At 74.6% G+C, this 15,586-nt stretch carries 13 protein-coding genes; 10 read left to right on the top strand and 3 right to left on the bottom strand.

Annotated elements, in window-relative coordinates; genetic code table 11:
- Positions 1–110: 110 nt before the first annotated feature.
- Together I003_RS0103535 and panD are read left to right on the top strand one after the other, a co-directional pair.
- Positions 111–1,250 carry a site-2 protease family protein gene (locus tag I003_RS0103535; RefSeq protein WP_027770232.1) on the top strand — a complete coding sequence of 380 codons (1,140 nt, stop codon included), beginning with the start codon at positions 111–113 and terminating at the stop codon, positions 1,248–1,250.
- A 129-nt stretch (positions 1,251–1,379) separates the two neighbouring features.
- Positions 1,380–1,799, top strand: coding sequence for an aspartate 1-decarboxylase (gene panD, locus I003_RS0103530; protein ID WP_027770231.1), 420 nt, complete (start codon positions 1,380–1,382; stop codon positions 1,797–1,799).
- A gap of 84 nt (positions 1,800–1,883) precedes the next feature.
- Here the strand turns inward: panD and I003_RS0103525 are convergent, their stop codons facing one another.
- Positions 1,884–2,429, bottom strand: a complete 546-nt coding sequence (locus I003_RS0103525; RefSeq protein WP_027770230.1) for a YceI family protein — start codon at positions 2,427–2,429, stop codon at positions 1,884–1,886.
- A 110-nt stretch (positions 2,430–2,539) separates the two neighbouring features.
- On the opposite strand from I003_RS0103525, the gene I003_RS0103520 reads away from it, so the two are divergent.
- Complete coding sequence (locus I003_RS0103520) at positions 2,540–3,133, top strand: MarR family transcriptional regulator (RefSeq protein WP_027770229.1); 594 nt, start codon at positions 2,540–2,542, stop codon at positions 3,131–3,133.
- Between the two features lie 129 nt (positions 3,134–3,262).
- Here I003_RS0103520 and I003_RS0103515 read toward each other — a convergent pair whose 3' ends face one another.
- The gene (locus I003_RS0103515) at positions 3,263–4,225 is read right to left on the bottom strand and encodes a M28 family metallopeptidase (protein ID WP_027770228.1); all 963 of its coding nucleotides are present in this window, start codon (positions 4,223–4,225) and stop codon (positions 3,263–3,265) included.
- Between the two features lie 254 nt (positions 4,226–4,479).
- Between I003_RS0103515 and ppgK the strand changes: the two genes are divergently transcribed.
- From ppgK to I003_RS0103485, 6 genes are all read left to right on the top strand, one after another.
- On the top strand, positions 4,480–5,226 hold the full coding sequence (gene ppgK / locus I003_RS0103510; RefSeq protein WP_027770227.1) for a polyphosphate--glucose phosphotransferase: 747 nt from the start codon (positions 4,480–4,482) through the stop codon (positions 5,224–5,226).
- Positions 5,227–5,311: 85 nt separating this feature from the next.
- Positions 5,312–7,075: a BCCT family transporter gene (locus tag I003_RS0103505; protein WP_027770226.1), complete on the top strand. Its 1,764-nt coding sequence runs from the start codon at positions 5,312–5,314 to the stop codon at positions 7,073–7,075.
- A 153-nt stretch (positions 7,076–7,228) separates the two neighbouring features.
- Positions 7,229–9,475 (top strand): MMPL family transporter, encoded by a 2,247-nt coding sequence (locus tag I003_RS0103500; protein WP_051368072.1) that lies wholly within the window; start codon positions 7,229–7,231, stop codon positions 9,473–9,475.
- Between the two features lie 5 nt (positions 9,476–9,480).
- Entirely contained in the window at positions 9,481–10,770 is a 1,290-nt protein-coding gene (locus I003_RS31410) for a sensor histidine kinase (RefSeq protein WP_486584071.1), read from the top strand.
- Position 10,771: 1 nt separating this feature from the next.
- The gene (locus tag I003_RS0103490; protein WP_027770224.1) at positions 10,772–11,422 is read left to right on the top strand and encodes a response regulator transcription factor; all 651 of its coding nucleotides are present in this window, start codon (positions 10,772–10,774) and stop codon (positions 11,420–11,422) included.
- A gap of 101 nt (positions 11,423–11,523) precedes the next feature.
- Positions 11,524–12,225, top strand: coding sequence for a S1 family peptidase (locus tag I003_RS0103485; protein WP_027770223.1), 702 nt, complete (start codon positions 11,524–11,526; stop codon positions 12,223–12,225).
- Here the strand turns inward: I003_RS0103485 and I003_RS0103480 are convergent.
- Positions 12,212–13,120: an alpha/beta fold hydrolase gene (locus I003_RS0103480; RefSeq protein WP_027770222.1), complete on the bottom strand. Its 909-nt coding sequence runs from the start codon at positions 13,118–13,120 to the stop codon at positions 12,212–12,214. The two genes, I003_RS0103485 and I003_RS0103480, sit on opposite strands and share 14 nt — an antisense overlap.
- 128 nt (positions 13,121–13,248) lie before the next feature.
- On the opposite strand from I003_RS0103480, the gene I003_RS0103475 reads away from it, so the two are divergent.
- Positions 13,249–15,582: a BTAD domain-containing putative transcriptional regulator gene (locus I003_RS0103475; RefSeq protein ID WP_027770221.1), complete on the top strand. Its 2,334-nt coding sequence runs from the start codon at positions 13,249–13,251 to the stop codon at positions 15,580–15,582.
- The last annotated feature ends 4 nt before the right edge of the window (positions 15,583–15,586 follow it).

Below are 15,586 nucleotides of genomic sequence, written 5' to 3'. Positions count from 1 at the left end.
CTGGAAGCGTCGAGGACGGAGCCGGAAGGCGGGACCACGGCCGGGAGCGCGGCCGGTGGCCGCGGCCCGCCGGTCCGTCCCGCGCCGGATGCGAGCGGAGGAGTGACGCTGTGCGGGCGACGTTCACGCTGGGGCGCATCGCCGGGATCCGCGTCGGCGTCCACTGGAGCGTGGTCCTGATCTTCGCCCTCATCGCCGTCGGCCTCGCGCAGGGCGAACTCCCGGACGCGGTTCCGGGCCGTGCCCGGGGGCTGTACTGGGTCGCGGGCCTGGCCGCGGCCGTGGTCTTCTTCGGCTCCCTTCTCGCCCACGAGCTGGCGCACGCCGTGGTGGCCCGGCGCAACGGCGTCTCCGCCGACGACATCGTGCTCTGGCTGCTGGGCGGGATGGCGCGGCTGAGGTCGGAGGCGTCGAGCCCCGGGGCGGAACTGCGGATCGCCGGTGTCGGCCCCCTGGTGAGCCTCGTGCTGGGCGGGCTCTTCGTCCTGGCCACCTGGCTCGTGCACGTGGGGTCCGGGCCCGAACTCCTGGTGCAGGTCCTTGCGTGGCTGGCGGGCATCAACCTGCTGCTCGCCGTCTTCAACTCCCTGCCGGCCGCGCCGCTGGACGGCGGCAGGCTCCTGCGGGCGCTGTTGTGGTGGCGTACCGGAGACCGGCTGCGGGCGACCGCCGGGGCCACCGCCGCGGGACGCGCCCTGGGCCTGCTGCTCATCGTGCTGGGATTCGTGGCGTTTCTGAGAGGCGGCGGGTTCGGCGGGCTCTGGCTGGCCCTGATCGGCTGGTTCCTCATCGGGGCCGCGACCGCCGAGGCGCGGCAGGCGCAGGTGCGCGGCGTGCTCACCGGTGTTCCCGTACGGAACGCCATGACACGTGATCCGGTCGTCGTGCCCGAGTCCCTGGACGTCGCGCACATGCTGGACAACCCGTTCTACCGGCACGCCGCGTTCCCCGTGACCGGCGCGAGCGGGGAGCCGGTCGGTCTGGTGACACTGCGCGACGCCCGGCAGGCCCGGCCGGAGGGCGGCGGGGCGGTGTCCGTGGGCGAGGTGATGGTGCCGCTGTCCCGGCTCGTCGTCGTCGGCCCGGACGACTCCCTGGCCGACCTGCTGCCCCGCATGGAGCCCGGTCCCGAGAACCGCGTCCTGGTGACGGAGGACGGCAGACTCTCCGGGATCCTGTCGCTGTCGGACGTCAGCCGGACCGTGAGGTACCTGGCGGAGACCGCCCCCCGGCCGGGACGGGGCCGCTGAACACCAAGCCGCGGAACCGGGCCGCGGTGGTGTCGCTCACAGTTCGGTACCCGCGGGACCGGTGCGGCGCGGCGGCGCGGTTACCCTGACGTCGCTCCCGTACCCCCTGACCGCAGGCGAGGCCGCACAGTGTTCCGGACGATGCTGAAGTCCAAGATCCACCGCGCCACCGTGACGCAGGCCGACCTGCACTACGTCGGGTCCGTCACCATCGACGAAGGGCTCATGGAAGCCGCGGATCTGCTGGCCGGCGAGCAGGTCGACGTCGTCGACATCGACAACGGCGCGCGGCTCACCACCTACGTCATCCCCGGCCCGCGGGGCAGCGGTGTGATCGGCATCAACGGCGCGGCGGCCCGGCTGGTCAGCCCCGGCGATCTGGTGATCGTCATCAGTTACGCGACGGTGGCCGACGCGGACGCGAAGGCGCTGCTGCCGCGGATCGTCTTCGTGGACGGCGACAACCGCCCCGTCCGGCACGGCTCCGACCCGGCCGAGGCGCTGCCCGGCACGGGAACGGTGCGGGGCGACTCCCTGGCCGGCGACTGAGTGGGCGTCACCGGCGCGGGCCGCCCCGCACCGTGGGGGGCACGGCGGGCGGCCCGGCGGCCGCCCGCCGTCGTGTGCGCGGGCTCAGGAACGGCCCGCCTCGATGTCCAGCGTGATCTTGATCTTGTCGCTCACCGCGGCGCCGGCCGCGCCGCCGGTGACGCCGAAGTCGCCGCGGCTGATCTCCGTGCTCGCGGAGAACCCGACGACCATGCTGCCCTCCTGCTGGCCCGGTGCGAAGCCGCCGACCTCGGTCTCCAGGGTCACGGGGCGGGTGACGCCGCGCAGCGACAGGTCGCCGTCGATCAGGTAGAGGCCGTCCTTCTCGCGGATGCCGGTGGACCGGAACGTCATCTCCGGGTGGTTCTCGACGTCCAGGAAGTCCGGCGTGCGCACGTGGTCGTCACGCATGTCGTTGCGGGTGTTGACCGAGGCGGTCTTGATCACCGCGTTGACCTCGGACTGCAGCGGGTCCTCGTGGGTCACGATGGTGCCCTCTACCTGGTCGAAAGTGCCGCGGACCCGCGTGACGCCCAGGTGCCGGACGACGAAGGAGACGTCGGAGTGCACCGGGTCGATGGTCCAGGTGCCGGTCTGGTAAGCGGGGATCCGGTCGGCGGGAGTGGTCATGGGGATATTCCTCTTCCGTAGCGGTGCCCACCGCAGGGGCGATTGGTTGAACTCTCACTCAAACCGTACCATGCTCTGGTTGAGGACTCAACTATAGGTATGCTGGACACATGAACGACGTACGCTGGCTCACCGATGACGAACAGCGGATATGGCGCCTCTTCATGGATGCCGTCCGCGACTTCAACGCGCATCTGGACCGCCAGCTCCGGCGTGACTCCGGGATGCCCGTGGCGTATTACGAGATCCTCGTGCACCTCTCCGAGGCCCCCGGGCGCAGCCTGCGCATGAGCCAGCTCGCCGAGCTGGCCCGCTCCTCGCGCAGCCGGCTGTCGCACGCGGTGGCGGCGCTGGAGAAGGCGGGGTACGTCTCCCGCTGCGCCACCGACGCGGACCGCCGCGGGTCCGTGGCGCAGCTCACCGACGCCGGGTTCGGCGTGCTGGAGGCGGCGGCGCCGGGGCATGTGACGGAGGTGCGCAAACACCTCTTCGATGTACTGACGCCCGAGCAGCAGCAGGAGCTCGGCGAGATCAGCGTTGCGGTGAAGGAGGGGCTGCGGCCGGTCTGCGCGCAGGTGCGGGCCGAGGACGCCGCGAGCGCGGGAGACGCCGAGGGCGAGGAGGACGCCGCGGCGGATGCCGGGGGTGAGGTGCGGGAAACCGCGGCCGGGGCCGCGGCCCGGGAAGCCGTCACAGAGGTCTGACGCGGCCGGCGCGTCCGGTCCCGCCGCCCCGCCGCCCCGCCGCCCCGACGCCCGGTGCCGGAGCGCGGGTGCCCGCCCCGCCGCGGGGTGGCGTGTCCGCCGGAGCGGAGCGGGCAGTGTGCGTACGGGTTACTCGGACAGCGTCCACACCGCGTGCGCGAGCGCGTCGCTGTTGCGGTCCAGCGCCGTGTCGTTCACGTTCGACGTGGTGTCGCACGGGGTGTGGTAGCACCGGTCGAAGGCCTGACCGGCCGTGCCGCCCCACTTCTCCGCCTGCTCCGCCGACTTCGCCCGGCTCGCGCCGGTGAACAGCCCGCCGACGGGCACACCCGCGCTCTTGAACGCCGCATGGTCCGAGCGGCCGTCGCCCTCGGTCTCGATCTCGGTGGGCACGCCGAGTCCGGCGAAGTAGTCCTTGAAGACGCCCTCGATCTCCGGGTCGTCGTCGTACACGAAGTACCCGGGGTTGGGCGAGCCGATCATGTCGAAGTTCAGGTAGCCGGAGAGCTGGGCGAGCTCGGCGGACGGCAGCTCCGAGACGTAGTGCCGGGAGCCGACCAGGCCCAGCTCCTCCGCACCCCACCAGGCGAAGCGCAGGTGTTCGCGGGGCTGGTAGCCGGACCGCGCGACGGCCAGGGCGGTCTCCAGGACGGCGGCGGAGCCGGTGCCGTTGTCGTTGATGCCGGGTCCCGAGGAGACGGAGTCGAGGTGCGCGCCGGCCATGAGGACCTGGTCCGGGTCGCCGCCGGGCCAGTCGGCGATGAGGTTGTATCCGGTGCCGCCGCTCGCGCTGAACTCCTGGATGCTGGTGGTGAATCCGGCGGCGTCCAGCTCGCTCTTCACGTAGTCGAGCGAGGCTTGGTAGCCCGGGCGGCCGTGGGCGCGGTTGCCGCCGTTGGCAACGGCGATGGACTCGAACTCGGACAGGTGCGCCCGGACGTTCGCCACGGGGATGTCCGGGGCCTGCTCGGGCGCGGGGCGCGCCGCGGGTTCCGCGGCGACCGCGACCGGCACGAGCAGGGCGGTCAGCAGCCCGCCGGCCAGGACCGCGGCGGCCGGCCGCGACCTGAGACGTGTACGACGGAGGGGCATCGGAGCTCCCAACTGTGGGGGGTTGTCGTGCACATGAGGCTGGCGGAGCCGGTCAGGCGCGTCAAGAACCCCTCCGGTCGCGGAACACCGGTTATCGGACAGTGGGCGTACGTGCCGCTCCCCGCCGTGCGCGGTCCCGCACCGCCGTACGCGCACGGGGCCGGCCCTCCGCGCCGCCGCCCCCGCCGCCTTTCGTACGACCCCTCCGGCCGTCCTGACCGGCCCCGGGTCCCCGCCGCCGTATCGTCTGTGGCATGGACATCATGGGAGTCGACATCGGCGGCTCGGGCATCAAGGGCGCCCCGGCCGACCTGGACACGGGCAGCCTTGCCGAAGAGCGCCACAAGGTTCTCACCCCGCACCCCGCGGTCCCCGACGCCGTCGCCGGCGGTGTCGCCGCGGTCGTCGAGCACTTCGCCGGCTACGAAGGGCCGGTCGGCGTCACCTTCCCGGGGGTCCTCACCGACGGCGTCGTGCGCACCGCGGCCAACGTCGACAAGAGCTGGATCGGCGTCGACGCCGCCGCCCTCCTCGGCGACCGGCTCGGCCGCCGCGTCCACCTCGTCAACGACGCCGACGCGGCCGGCATCGCCGAGCTGACCTTCGGCGCCGCCCGCGGACGCACCGGCACCGTCATCGTGCTGACCTTCGGCACCGGCATCGGAAGCGCCGTCTTCACCGGCGGCAAGCTGGTCCCCAACACCGAGCTGGGCCACCTCGAACTGCACGGCCACGAGGCGGAGAAGCGCGCCTCCGCCAAGGAGCGCGAGGAGAAGGATCTGACCTGGAAGCACTGGGCCCACCGGGTGCAGCGCTACCTCGCCCACCTGGAGATGCTCTTCACGCCCGAGTTGTTCGTCATCGGCGGCGGCGTGAGCCGCAAGGCGGACAAGTTCCTCCACGACATCACCGGCATCCGTGCCGACGTCGTCCCGGCCGAGTTGCAGAACAACGCCGGCATCGTCGGCGCCGCGATGGCCGCCGCCGCAGCCGCGCGCTGAGGTCCCCGGTCCCGGGCGCTCCGGTCCCCCTTCGCCTATGGTGAGTGGGTTCTGCACACGGAGCGTAGGGAGAGGGTGACCGTACGTGCTCGACGAACGGGCGGAGACGCCCGCGGAAGGCGGCGGTGGTCCGGGGCGGGCACCGCGTACCGACGCGGTGGTCTTCGGCGTCGCCGCCGCGCTGACGACGGCGTTCGTGGTCTGGGGCGCGGTGGCGACGGACTCCCTGGAGGACGTCTCGACGTCCCTGCTCAACGACACCATGCACTACGGCGGCTGGGCCTTCGTCCTCGCCGCCTCCGGCTTCGTGATCTTCTCGCTCTGGCTGGCCTTCAGCCGCTACGGCCGGATCACCCTCGGCAGGGAGGGCGAGCCGCCGGAGTTCCGCACCGTGTCGTGGGTGGCGATGATGTTCAGCGCCGGCATGGGTATCGGCCTGATGTTCTACGGTGTCAACGAGCCGCTGTCGCACTTCACCTCCCCGCCGCCGGACACCGTCCCCGGCGGGTCCGACACCGCCGCGCGGATGGAGACCGCGATGGCGACCACCCTCTTCCACTGGACGCTGCACCCCTGGTCCATCTACGCCGCCGTCGGCCTGGCCATGGCCTACAGCGTCTTCCGCCGCAACCGCAGGCAGACCATCAGCGCCGTCTTCACCCCGCTCATCGGCTCGCGGCACGCCAACGGCGGCGTCGGCAAGGTCATCGACATCCTCGCCATCTTCGCCACGCTCTTCGGCTCCGCCGCCTCCCTCGGGCTGGGCGCGCTGCAGATCGGCAGCGGCATCAGGGAGGTCGGCTGGACGTCCAAGGAGGTCGGGGAGGGGCTGCTGATCCTCGTCATCGCCGTGCTCACCGCCGCGTTCGTCGCCTCCGCCGTCTCCGGCATCGAGCGGGGCATCCAGTGGCTGTCCAACATCAACATGGTGCTCGCCGCCGCGCTCGCCCTGTTCGTCTTCATCGCCGGCCCGACGATCCTGATCCTCGATCTGGTGCCGACCTCGATCGGCTCGTTCATCGCCCAGCTACCGGAGATGATGGCGCGTACGGAGGCCAGCGGCGGCAACGACGTCGCCGGCTGGCTGTCGGCCTGGACGGTCTTCTACTGGGCGTGGTGGATCTCGTGGACGCCGTTCGTCGGCATGTTCATCGCGCGCATCAGCCGGGGGCGCACCATCCGGCAGTTCGTGGGCGGCGTGATCCTCGTGCCCAGCACCGTCAGCCTCGTGTGGTTCTGCATCCTCGGCGGCACGGCGATGCACCAGGAGGCCGGCGGTGCGGCCATCACCGAGGAGTCGACGCAGGAGGGGCAGTTGTTCGCGGTGCTGAACGCGTACCCGATCGCCGGCGTCACGACGCTGCTGGTGATGGTCCTGGTCGGCATCTTCTTCGTCTCCGGCGCGGACGCCGCGTCGATCGTGATGGGTGCGCTGTCGCAGTCGGGGACGCTGGAGCCGACGCGCATGGTGGTCGTGGTCTGGGGCGTGCTGACGGGCGCGGTCGCCGCCGTCATGCTGCTGGTCGGGGGCGGCGGGGACGCCGCGCTGACCGGGCTGAAGAACCTCACGATCCTCGTCGCCGTGCCGTTCACGCTGGTGATGATCATGCTCTGCGTGGCGCTGATGCGCGACCTGCGGCACGACGAGCTGATCCTCATCGAGGAGCGGGGCGAGCAGGTCGTCGAGACGGCGGTACGGGCCGGACACCGGCGCTACGACGGGGAGTTCGAGCTGCAGATCCGGGGGCTCGCGACGCGGCTGCGGGGCGGCCGGGGCGCGGGCCGGGACCGGAACGAGGACAAGGAGCCGGGCCCGCGGCCCGAAGAGCCCGGTCCGCCGGCGGCCTGAGGCGTCCGGGCGGGACCCGGGGGCCGGGGGCGTACGGGCCGAAAGCCGCCCGGTACGCGCCGGAGCGCCCGGCCGGGTCCACCGACCGGTGGACCCCCGGTTCCACCGGTCGCGGCTGTCGGGGACAGGGCCGCGCTCGGGAGCATTCCGGTCATGAGAAAACTCCCTGTACGCATGGCCCGCTGGAGCGCCCGGCACCCGTGGCGCGCGATCGTCGGCTGGTTCGTCTTCGTCGCGCTCTGCGTCGGCACCGGCTTCTCCGCCGGCGGCAACCCCGCCACCACCGAGGACTTCTGGGTCGGCGAGGGCGGTCGCGCCGAGCAGTGGGCGACCGAGGGCGGGCTGCAGCGCAAGCCCACCGAACACGTCCTCATCCGCGCCGAGCCCGGCGGACCCCTCGACCCCGCCGCCGCCCGCGCGGCGGCCCGGGACGTCACCGACCGGATGGAGCGGCTGCCCGAAGTGGCGGCCGTCGGCGCGCCCGTACGCTCCGCGAACGGCGGCGCGCTGCGGGTGCCGGTCGTGCTCAAGGGCGCCGAGCTGGACGGCAGGAAGAACGTCGGGCCGCTGCTGGAGCAGACCCGCGAGGTGGCCGCGGCCCACCCCGGCGTCGTCGTCGAGGAGACCGGCTCGCCCGCGATCAGCAAGGGGGTCAACGAGCAGCGCGGGGAGGACCTGGCGCTCTCCGAGCGCATCTCGCTGCCCGTCACGCTCGTCACCCTGCTCGTCGTCTTCGGGTCCGTCGTGATGGCCGGCGTGCCGCTGCTGCTGGCGCTGACGTCGATCGCCGCGGCGCTCGGCCTGTCGATGCTGGCCTCCCACCTGCTGCCCGACCCCGGCGTCGGCACCAACCTGATCCTGCTCATCGGCCTCGCGGTCGGCGTCGACTACACGCTCTTCTCCCTCAAGCGCGAGCGCGAGGAGCGCGCCCGTGCCAACGGCAGGCTGTCGTCGGCGGCCCTGGTCGAGCTGGCCGCGGCGACGGCGGGCCGGGCCATCGTCGTCTCCGGTCTCGCCGTCATCGTCTCCACCGCCACCCTCTACCTCGCCACCGACGTCATCTTCTCCTCCCTGGCCACGGGCACGATCCTCGTCGTGGCCGTCGCCGTCGTCAGCTCCCTGACGGCGCTGCCCGCGCTGCTCGTGACCCTGGGCCGCCGCGCCGAGCGGCGGGCCGCACGCCGGGAGGCACGCCACGAGGCCCGCGGGAACGCGTGGCGCCGGCGCCGGCAACGCCCCGAGCACGGGCGGGTCTTCGCGGCCCTGCTGCGGCCCGCGCAGCGGCGCCCCGTCGCCACCCTGGTCGTCTCCGTGCTGGCCATGCTCGCGCTCGCCGCGCCCGCGCTGGGGATGAGGCTCGTGGACCCCGGCAAGGACACGTTCTCCCGCGACATCCCGGCCATGCAGACATACGACCGGCTGACCGCCGCCTTCCCCGAGTTGAAGGTGCAGCACGAGGTCGTCGCCCGGTCCGCCGCGGAGCGGGCCCCCGAGGTGCGGCGGGCGCTGGCCGCGCTGGGCCGGCGGGCGTCCGCCGATCCGCTGTTCGTCCGCGACGCCGAGCCCGCGGTACGTACCTCACCCGACGGCCGGACCAGCGTGCTCGTGCTCTCCGTACCGCACTTCGCCAACTCCGGGCCCGCCCGGGACTCTCTGCGCCACCTGCGCGACGACCACCTGCCCGCCACCGTCGGACGACTGGCCGGCGTCGAGACCGCCGTCAGCGGGGACGTCGCCCGCGGCGCCGACTACGTCGCGCACGAGCGCGACAAGCTGCCGCTGGTCATCGGCGCCCTGCTGCTGGTCACCTTCGTGATGACCGTGGCCGCGTTCCGCTCGGTGGTCATCGGGCTTCTCGGCGTCGCGCTGAACCTGCTCTCCGCCGCCGCCGCGCTCGGCGCGCTCGTCGCCGTCTTCCAGGGCACCTGGGCCGAAGGCTTGCTCGACTTCGACTCCATGGGCGCGATCGCCTCCCGGGTGCCGCTGTTCCTCTTCGTGATCCTCTTCGGTCTGTCGATGGACTACCAGGTGTTCGTGGTCAGCCGGATCAAGGAGGCCCGGGACGCCGGGACGCCGGCGCGGGAGGCGGTCGTCGCGGGCATCGCGGCGTCGGCGAAGGTCGTGACCAGCGCGGCGGTCGTGATGGGCACCGTGTTCGCCGGGTTCGTCGCGCTGCATCTGACCGAGATGAAGCAGATGGGCTTCTGCCTGGCGTTCGCCGTGCTGCTCGACGCGGTGGTGATCCGGATGATGGTGCTGCCCGCGGCCCTGCTGCTCCTCGGCGAGCGCGCCTGGTGGCGGGCGCCGCGCCCGCCGGCCGCGGCCGAGCCCGCGGCGGCACCCACCGCGACCTGCGACGAAGCCGGGGCGCTCACGCGGACGTTCGAGGACGTACGCTGACCGCCATGCTCCCACGGCCACGGCGCGGCGACCCCTTCTGGATCTGGATGCTCCACGGCTGGGACGTCTTCTCCTGGGCGATCATCGCTCTGCTGACCCTGATCACCCTCCTGGGAGACGTCCCGTCCGGGGACCGCTACGGGTCGCTCGCGCTCGTGGCCGTGCTCGGCCTCGGATACGGAGTCGTGCGCAGCCGCCCCGGGAACCCGGTGCGGCTCGCGTACGGCTACCTGGTCCTGCTGATCCTCGCGCTGGGCGTGCTGGCGTGGCTCCGCGACGGATTCGGCGTCCTGTACACGGTGATGCTGGCGCAGTTCGTGATCTTCGTGGACAGCCTGCGGGGCGCCGTCCTCTGCAGCGGCCTCGGCGCCGTCGCGATCACCCTGGGCGGGGCCCTGCGCGAGGGCTGGAGCGCCGAGAGCCTCACCACCAACGCCGTCTCGTCCGTCGCCGTCTACGCGGTCAGCGTCGCCATCGCGCTGCTGACCCCCCGGGCGCTGGCGGCACGCGACGAGCGCGCCCGGCTGCGCAGCCGGCTGGCGGACGCCGAACAGCGGCTCGTGGAGGCGCAGAAGCGGCAGGGCGCCGCCGAGGAGCGGGAGCGTATCGCGCGGGAGATCCACGACACCCTCGCGCAGGGCTTCGCGTCGATCGTCGTACTCGCCGAGGCGGCGCGCGCCGGGCTGGCCGCCGAACCCGCGAAGAGCGCGCAGCAGTTGCAGTCCATCGAGCGCACCGCCCGCGAGAACCTCGCCGAGGCCCGCGTCCTCGTCGGGGCCGCTCCGCGCAGCGGGGTCGCCGCCGGTTCCGTCGCCGCCACGCTGCGTCGCACCCTGGACGCCTTCGCCGAGGACACCGGTCTGGTGGTCGAGGCCGAACTGCCGCATGTCGACTGCGACCAGCCGACCCGGATCGCGCTGCTGCGCTGTACGCAGGAGTCGCTGGCCAACGTGCGCAAGCACGCGGAGGCGTCGACCGTCGGGGTGGTGCTGGCGGCGGGCCCGGAGGGCATCGAGCTGGAGATCACCGACGACGGGAAGGGGTTCGCGCCCGGCGTGCCCGGGGCGGGCACCGCGGGCGGCGCCGGGCCGGACGGCGCCGTGCCGGCCGGGGGCTTCGGCCTCGACGGGATGCGCAGGCGGCTCGCCGAGTTCGGCGGCGAGCTGACCGTGACCAGCTCGCCCGGTGACGGCACCCGCATACTCGTCACCGTCCCGGCCGCCGGACCCGGTGCGGCAGACACCCTCCCGGACGCCACACACACGACCGGAACCGCCACCGACGGACAGGTGTGACATGACGACGCCCACGCCCGCCACGCCACTTCGCGTCGTCCTCGCCGACGACCACACCGTGATGCGCGCCGGTCTCGTCGCGCTGCTCGCCGCCGAGCCCAGCATCGAGGTCGTCGGCGAGGCCGGCGACGGCCGCGAGGCCGTCGCACTCGTCGCCCGCCTCGACCCGGACGTGGCCCTGCTCGACCTGCGGATGCCGCAGCTCGACGGCGTCGGCGCCACCGCCGCGATCGTCGCGATGGCGGCGCGTTGCCGGGTGCTGATCCTCACCACGTACGACACGGACGGCGAGATCGAGCGCGCGGTCGAGGCCGGCGCCACCGGCTATCTGCTCAAGGACGCCACCCGCGTGCAGTTGGTCGACGCCATCCACGCCGCCTCCCGCGGGGAGACGGTTCTCGCGCCCCGTGTCGCCCAGCGCCTGGTCGCGAAGATGCGCAGCCCGGCCCCGGTGACGCTCACGCCGCGCGAGGCCGAGGTCCTGGCCGGCGTGGCCGAGGGACTGTCGAACGCGGAGATCGGCAGGCGCCTGTTCATCGGCGAGGCCACCGTGAAGACGCACCTGCTGCGCATCTTCGCCAAGCTCGACGTCGGCGACCGGACGCGGGCGGTGGTCGTCGCGCTGGAGACCGGCCTGTTGCCGCGCGGTTGAGCCCCGGCACTTCCCGGCCGCCCACGACCGACCCCTTCCTGGTTCCGTGCGCCGCGAGCACAATGCGGTCGAGACCGTCGCCGCCCGGAAGGCAGGGACCCGTGAGCCGACGCCGTACCGCTCCTCCGTTACGCTCCTTCGCCACCGCCGCCGTGCTCGCGCTGCTCGGCACGCTGCTGACGGTGCTCGCCCCGCCCGCCCCGGCGCACACCGCCGCCGCGGGCGCGCTGCGCGGCGGGGACGCACTGTACGGCGCCGGGTTCTCCTGCACCCTGGGCTTCAACGCCGTGGGTGCCGACGGCGGCTCGTACGGCCTCATTCCCGGCCACTGCGCCAACGTGGGCACCCCGTGGGCCGCCGACGTGGAGGGCAGCCGCGTGTCTGTGGGCGTGACCGAGGGATCCAGCTTCCCCCGCGACGACTACGGCATCGTGGGCTACACCAACACCTCCGTGTCGTACCCCGGCGAGGTGAAGGGCAGCGGCGGCGCGCCGGTGGACATCACCGGCGCCGTCGACCCGTCGCCCGGCATGGCGCTGTGCCACTACGGGGGGGTCAGCGGCTACCACTGCGGCACCGTACAGGCGGCCAACCTCACCGTGAACTTCCCCGAGGGGGCCGTCTCCGGCCTGTTCCGCTCCACCATCTGCTCCGAGCCCGGCGACAACGGCGGACCGGCGTTCTCCGGCGGCAAGGCGGTGGGGATCATCGTCGGCAGCTCCGGCACCTGCGCCTCCGGCGGCGTGACCTACTACCAGCCCGTCAAGGAGATCCTGTCGGTCTACGGACTCACGCTGTCCTAGCCGCGGGCCTGCGGGCGAGGAGGTCGCGCAGCGCCGCGACCATCTCGTCCGGGGCCTCCTCGGCCATGAAGTGCCCGCAGCTCACGGTGGTGTGCCGCAGGCCGGGGGCCCAGGCACGCCACCGCGCGGCGGCGTCGAAGCCGAGGGCGGCCCCCCAGTCCTGCTGCAGGACCGTCACCGGCATGCGCAGGCGGTTGCCGGCCGCGCGGTCGGCGCCGTCGTGCTCGACGTCGACGCCCGCGGACGCCCGGTAGTCCGCCACGATCGACGGCACCGCGTCCCGGGACGCCGCCAGGTACGCGGCGCGTACCTCGGCGGGGAAGGCGTCCGCGCCGCCGGACCAGATGTCGAGGAAGTGGCCGAAGAACGCGTCCGGGGCCGCGGCGATCATCTCCTCGGGCAGGCCGGGCGGTTGCGCCATGAGGTAGAGGTGGAAGCCGACCGCCGCCGGCACCCCGTGCATCACGTCCCACATGTCGAGGGTCGGCAGCACGTCCAGGCACGCCAGGTGCGTGACCGCGCCGGGGTGGTCGAGCCCGGCGCGGAACGCCACCAGCGCGCCGCGGTCGTGGCCCGCCAGCGCGAAGCGCTCGTAGCCCAGCTCGCGGGCGAGGGTCACGACGTCCCCGGCCATCGTGCGCTTCGCGTACGCGCCCCCGCCGGCCGTCTCCGCCGGCTTGTCGCTGGCGCCGTAGCCGCGCAGGTCCGGGCAGATGACGGTGTGGTCGGCGGCGAGCCGCGCGGCGACGTGCCGCCACATGAGGTGGGTCTGCGGGAAGCCGTGCAGCAGCACGACAGGGCTGCCGCCGGGGTCGCCGCCGACGGCGGCGCTGAGGGCGACGCCGTCGGCGACGGGCACGCGGCGGTAGGCGAAGCCGGGGATGCGGGGGGACATCGGGGTTTTCCCTTCGTAGCCGAGCGTTGTCCCCAGCGTGCGCGGCGCGGATGAGCAGCGGATGAGCGCGCTGTACGGTGGCGCCCGGCGGGCCCCGTGCGGGGCGGGCGCGGGAGAGGTGGTAGGCGGTGCGGGTCCGGTTCGGCGTGCTGGGGCCGGTGACGGCCTGGGCCGGCGGCGGGGAGGGCGGTCCGGAGGGCGGCGGCGCGGAGGGCGGCGCGATCGCGCTGAAGGGGCCGCGGCACCGGGCGGTCCTCGCCCGCCTGATCGTCGCGCGCCGCCGCGTCGTCCCGGTCGGCCTCATGGTCGAGGATCTGTGGACCGACCCGCCCGCGGACGCCGTGGGCGCCGTACGAACCTTCGTGGCCGCGCTGCGCCGCGCCCTCGAACCCGCGCGCCCGCCGCGCGCGCCCGCGCGGCTGCTGGTCACCCGAGGGCCGGGATACGCGCTGCTGGCCGGGCCGGACGACGTCGACGCCTGGCGCTTCGAGACGGCGGTGGCCGACGCCAGAACCCTGCCCCCGCGGGCCGCGGCGGAGAAGCTGGCGGATGCCCTGGGCTGGTGGCGCGGCCCCGCCTACGCGGAGTTCGCGGACCTGCCGTGGGCCCGCACCGAGCGCTCCCGGCTGGCGGACCTGCGCCTGCACGCCGTCGAGCTGCACGCGCAGGCCCGGTTGTCCCTGGGCCTCGCCGCGGAGGCGGCGGCGGACCTGGACGCCCACGTGGCCGGGCATCCCTGGCGCGAGGACGCCTGGCGTCTGCTGGCGCTGGCGCTGTACCGGGCGGGCCGCCAGGCCGACGCGCTGGCGGTGCTGCGCCGGGCGCGCACGATGCTGGGCGAGCAGTTGGGCGTGGACCCGGGCCCGGCGCTGCGCAGGCTGGAGACGGACATCCTGGCCCAGGCGGAGCACCTGGAAGCACCGGGCCCGGGGCCCGGGGGCGGCGACGGCGGCGGGCCGGGCGGAGCGGCCGGGGCGCCGGGATCCGGCGTCGGCCGCGGTCGCGGCGGCGGTGAGGGGGACGAGGCCGGCGGCTCCGGTCATGGCGGGCGGGCGCCCGGCGGGCCGGGTGAGGGCGAGCGGGACGTTCCGGAGGCCGGCGGCGGTGGCGGCGAGGGCGGCGACGAGGCGCGGCGGGTGTGGGCGGAGGCGACGGCCGCGTACGACCGTGCCGTCGCCGGAGGTGCCCGCGCCCGGCTGGAGTCCACCGTCGGGCTGCTCCGCAGCCTCGCCGTCACCGGCGGGGGCGGGTTGCAGGCGGCCCGGCGGCACCGGGTGGCGGCCGTCGAGGCGGCCGAGGAGTCGGGCGACGCGGAGCTGACCGCCCGGGTCATCGGCGCCTACGACGTCCCCGCGGTCTGGACCCGCGTCGACGACCCGGAACAGGCCGCCCGCGTCGTGGCCGCCGCCGAACGCGCCCTGGTCGCGCTGCCGCCCGCCGAACACGCCGCGGTACGGGCCCGGCTGCTGGCCACCGTCGCCGTCGAGTCCCGCGGCACCCTGTCCGCGCGCGGGCCGCAGGCCGCCCGGGAGGCGGAGCGGCTCGCCCGCGATCTGGACGATCCGGCGCTGCTGGCGTTCGCGCTGAACGGCGTGTTCATGCAGTCCTTCGAACGCACCGGCCTGGCGCCGGAGCGGGACCGGACCGGCGCCGAGCTGGTCGGGCTCGCGGCGCGGCACGGGCTCGTGACGTACGAGGTGCTGGGCCACCTCATCCGGCTCCAGGCCCGCTCCGCGCTGGCGGACTTCGCCGGCGCCGACGCGCACGCCGCCGCGGCGGACCGGCTCGCCGAGCGGCACGAGCTGCCGCTGGTCGCGGTCTTCACCCGCTGGTACGCGGCCCTCCGCCTCGCCGAGACCGGCACCCCGCCGCCCTGCGCCGAAGCACTCGCCGGGACCGGGCCCGCCGGCGGCGAAGCGTCCGGGCCGCTCGCGGGGCCGGACCGCCCGCACGTCCCCGCCGAAGCGGCCGCCCCGCGCCCGTACGCCCAGACGCCCTTCGGTGCCCAGGCCGCCTACCGAGCCGCCGCGGTGCTCCTCGACGGGGCCGGCATGCCGGGTCTGCAGCGCGGACTGCTGCCGCTGGCGCTGCTCTGCCTGCGGCTGCGGCGCGGGCTCACCGCGCCCGCCGGACCGGCCGCCGCCGCCACCGACTGGGGCCCGTACGAGCCGTGGGTGCGGCCCCTCGTGCTGCTCGCCGCGGGCCGCCGCGCCGAGGCCGGGAAGGCGCTGCGCGCCGTGCCCGAGCCGCCGCGCGACCTGATGCAGGAGGCCGCGTGGTGCCTGGTCGCGCGGGCCGCCGTCGAACTCGGCGACCGCGAGACGATGGCGCGCGCCCGCGACCGGCTCGCCCCCGCGGCGGGCGAGATCGCCGGTGCCGGGACAGGGCTGCTGACCCTGGGGCCCGTCGCCGGCCACCTCGCCGCGCTGGGCGCCGCCCTGGGCGGCCCGCGGCCCGCGTAGCCCG

This window comes from Streptomyces sp. CNQ329, from assembly GCF_000482585.1.
The sequence above is the reverse complement of the archived record's forward strand: the minus strand, read 5'-3'. Positions and strand labels throughout refer to the sequence as shown.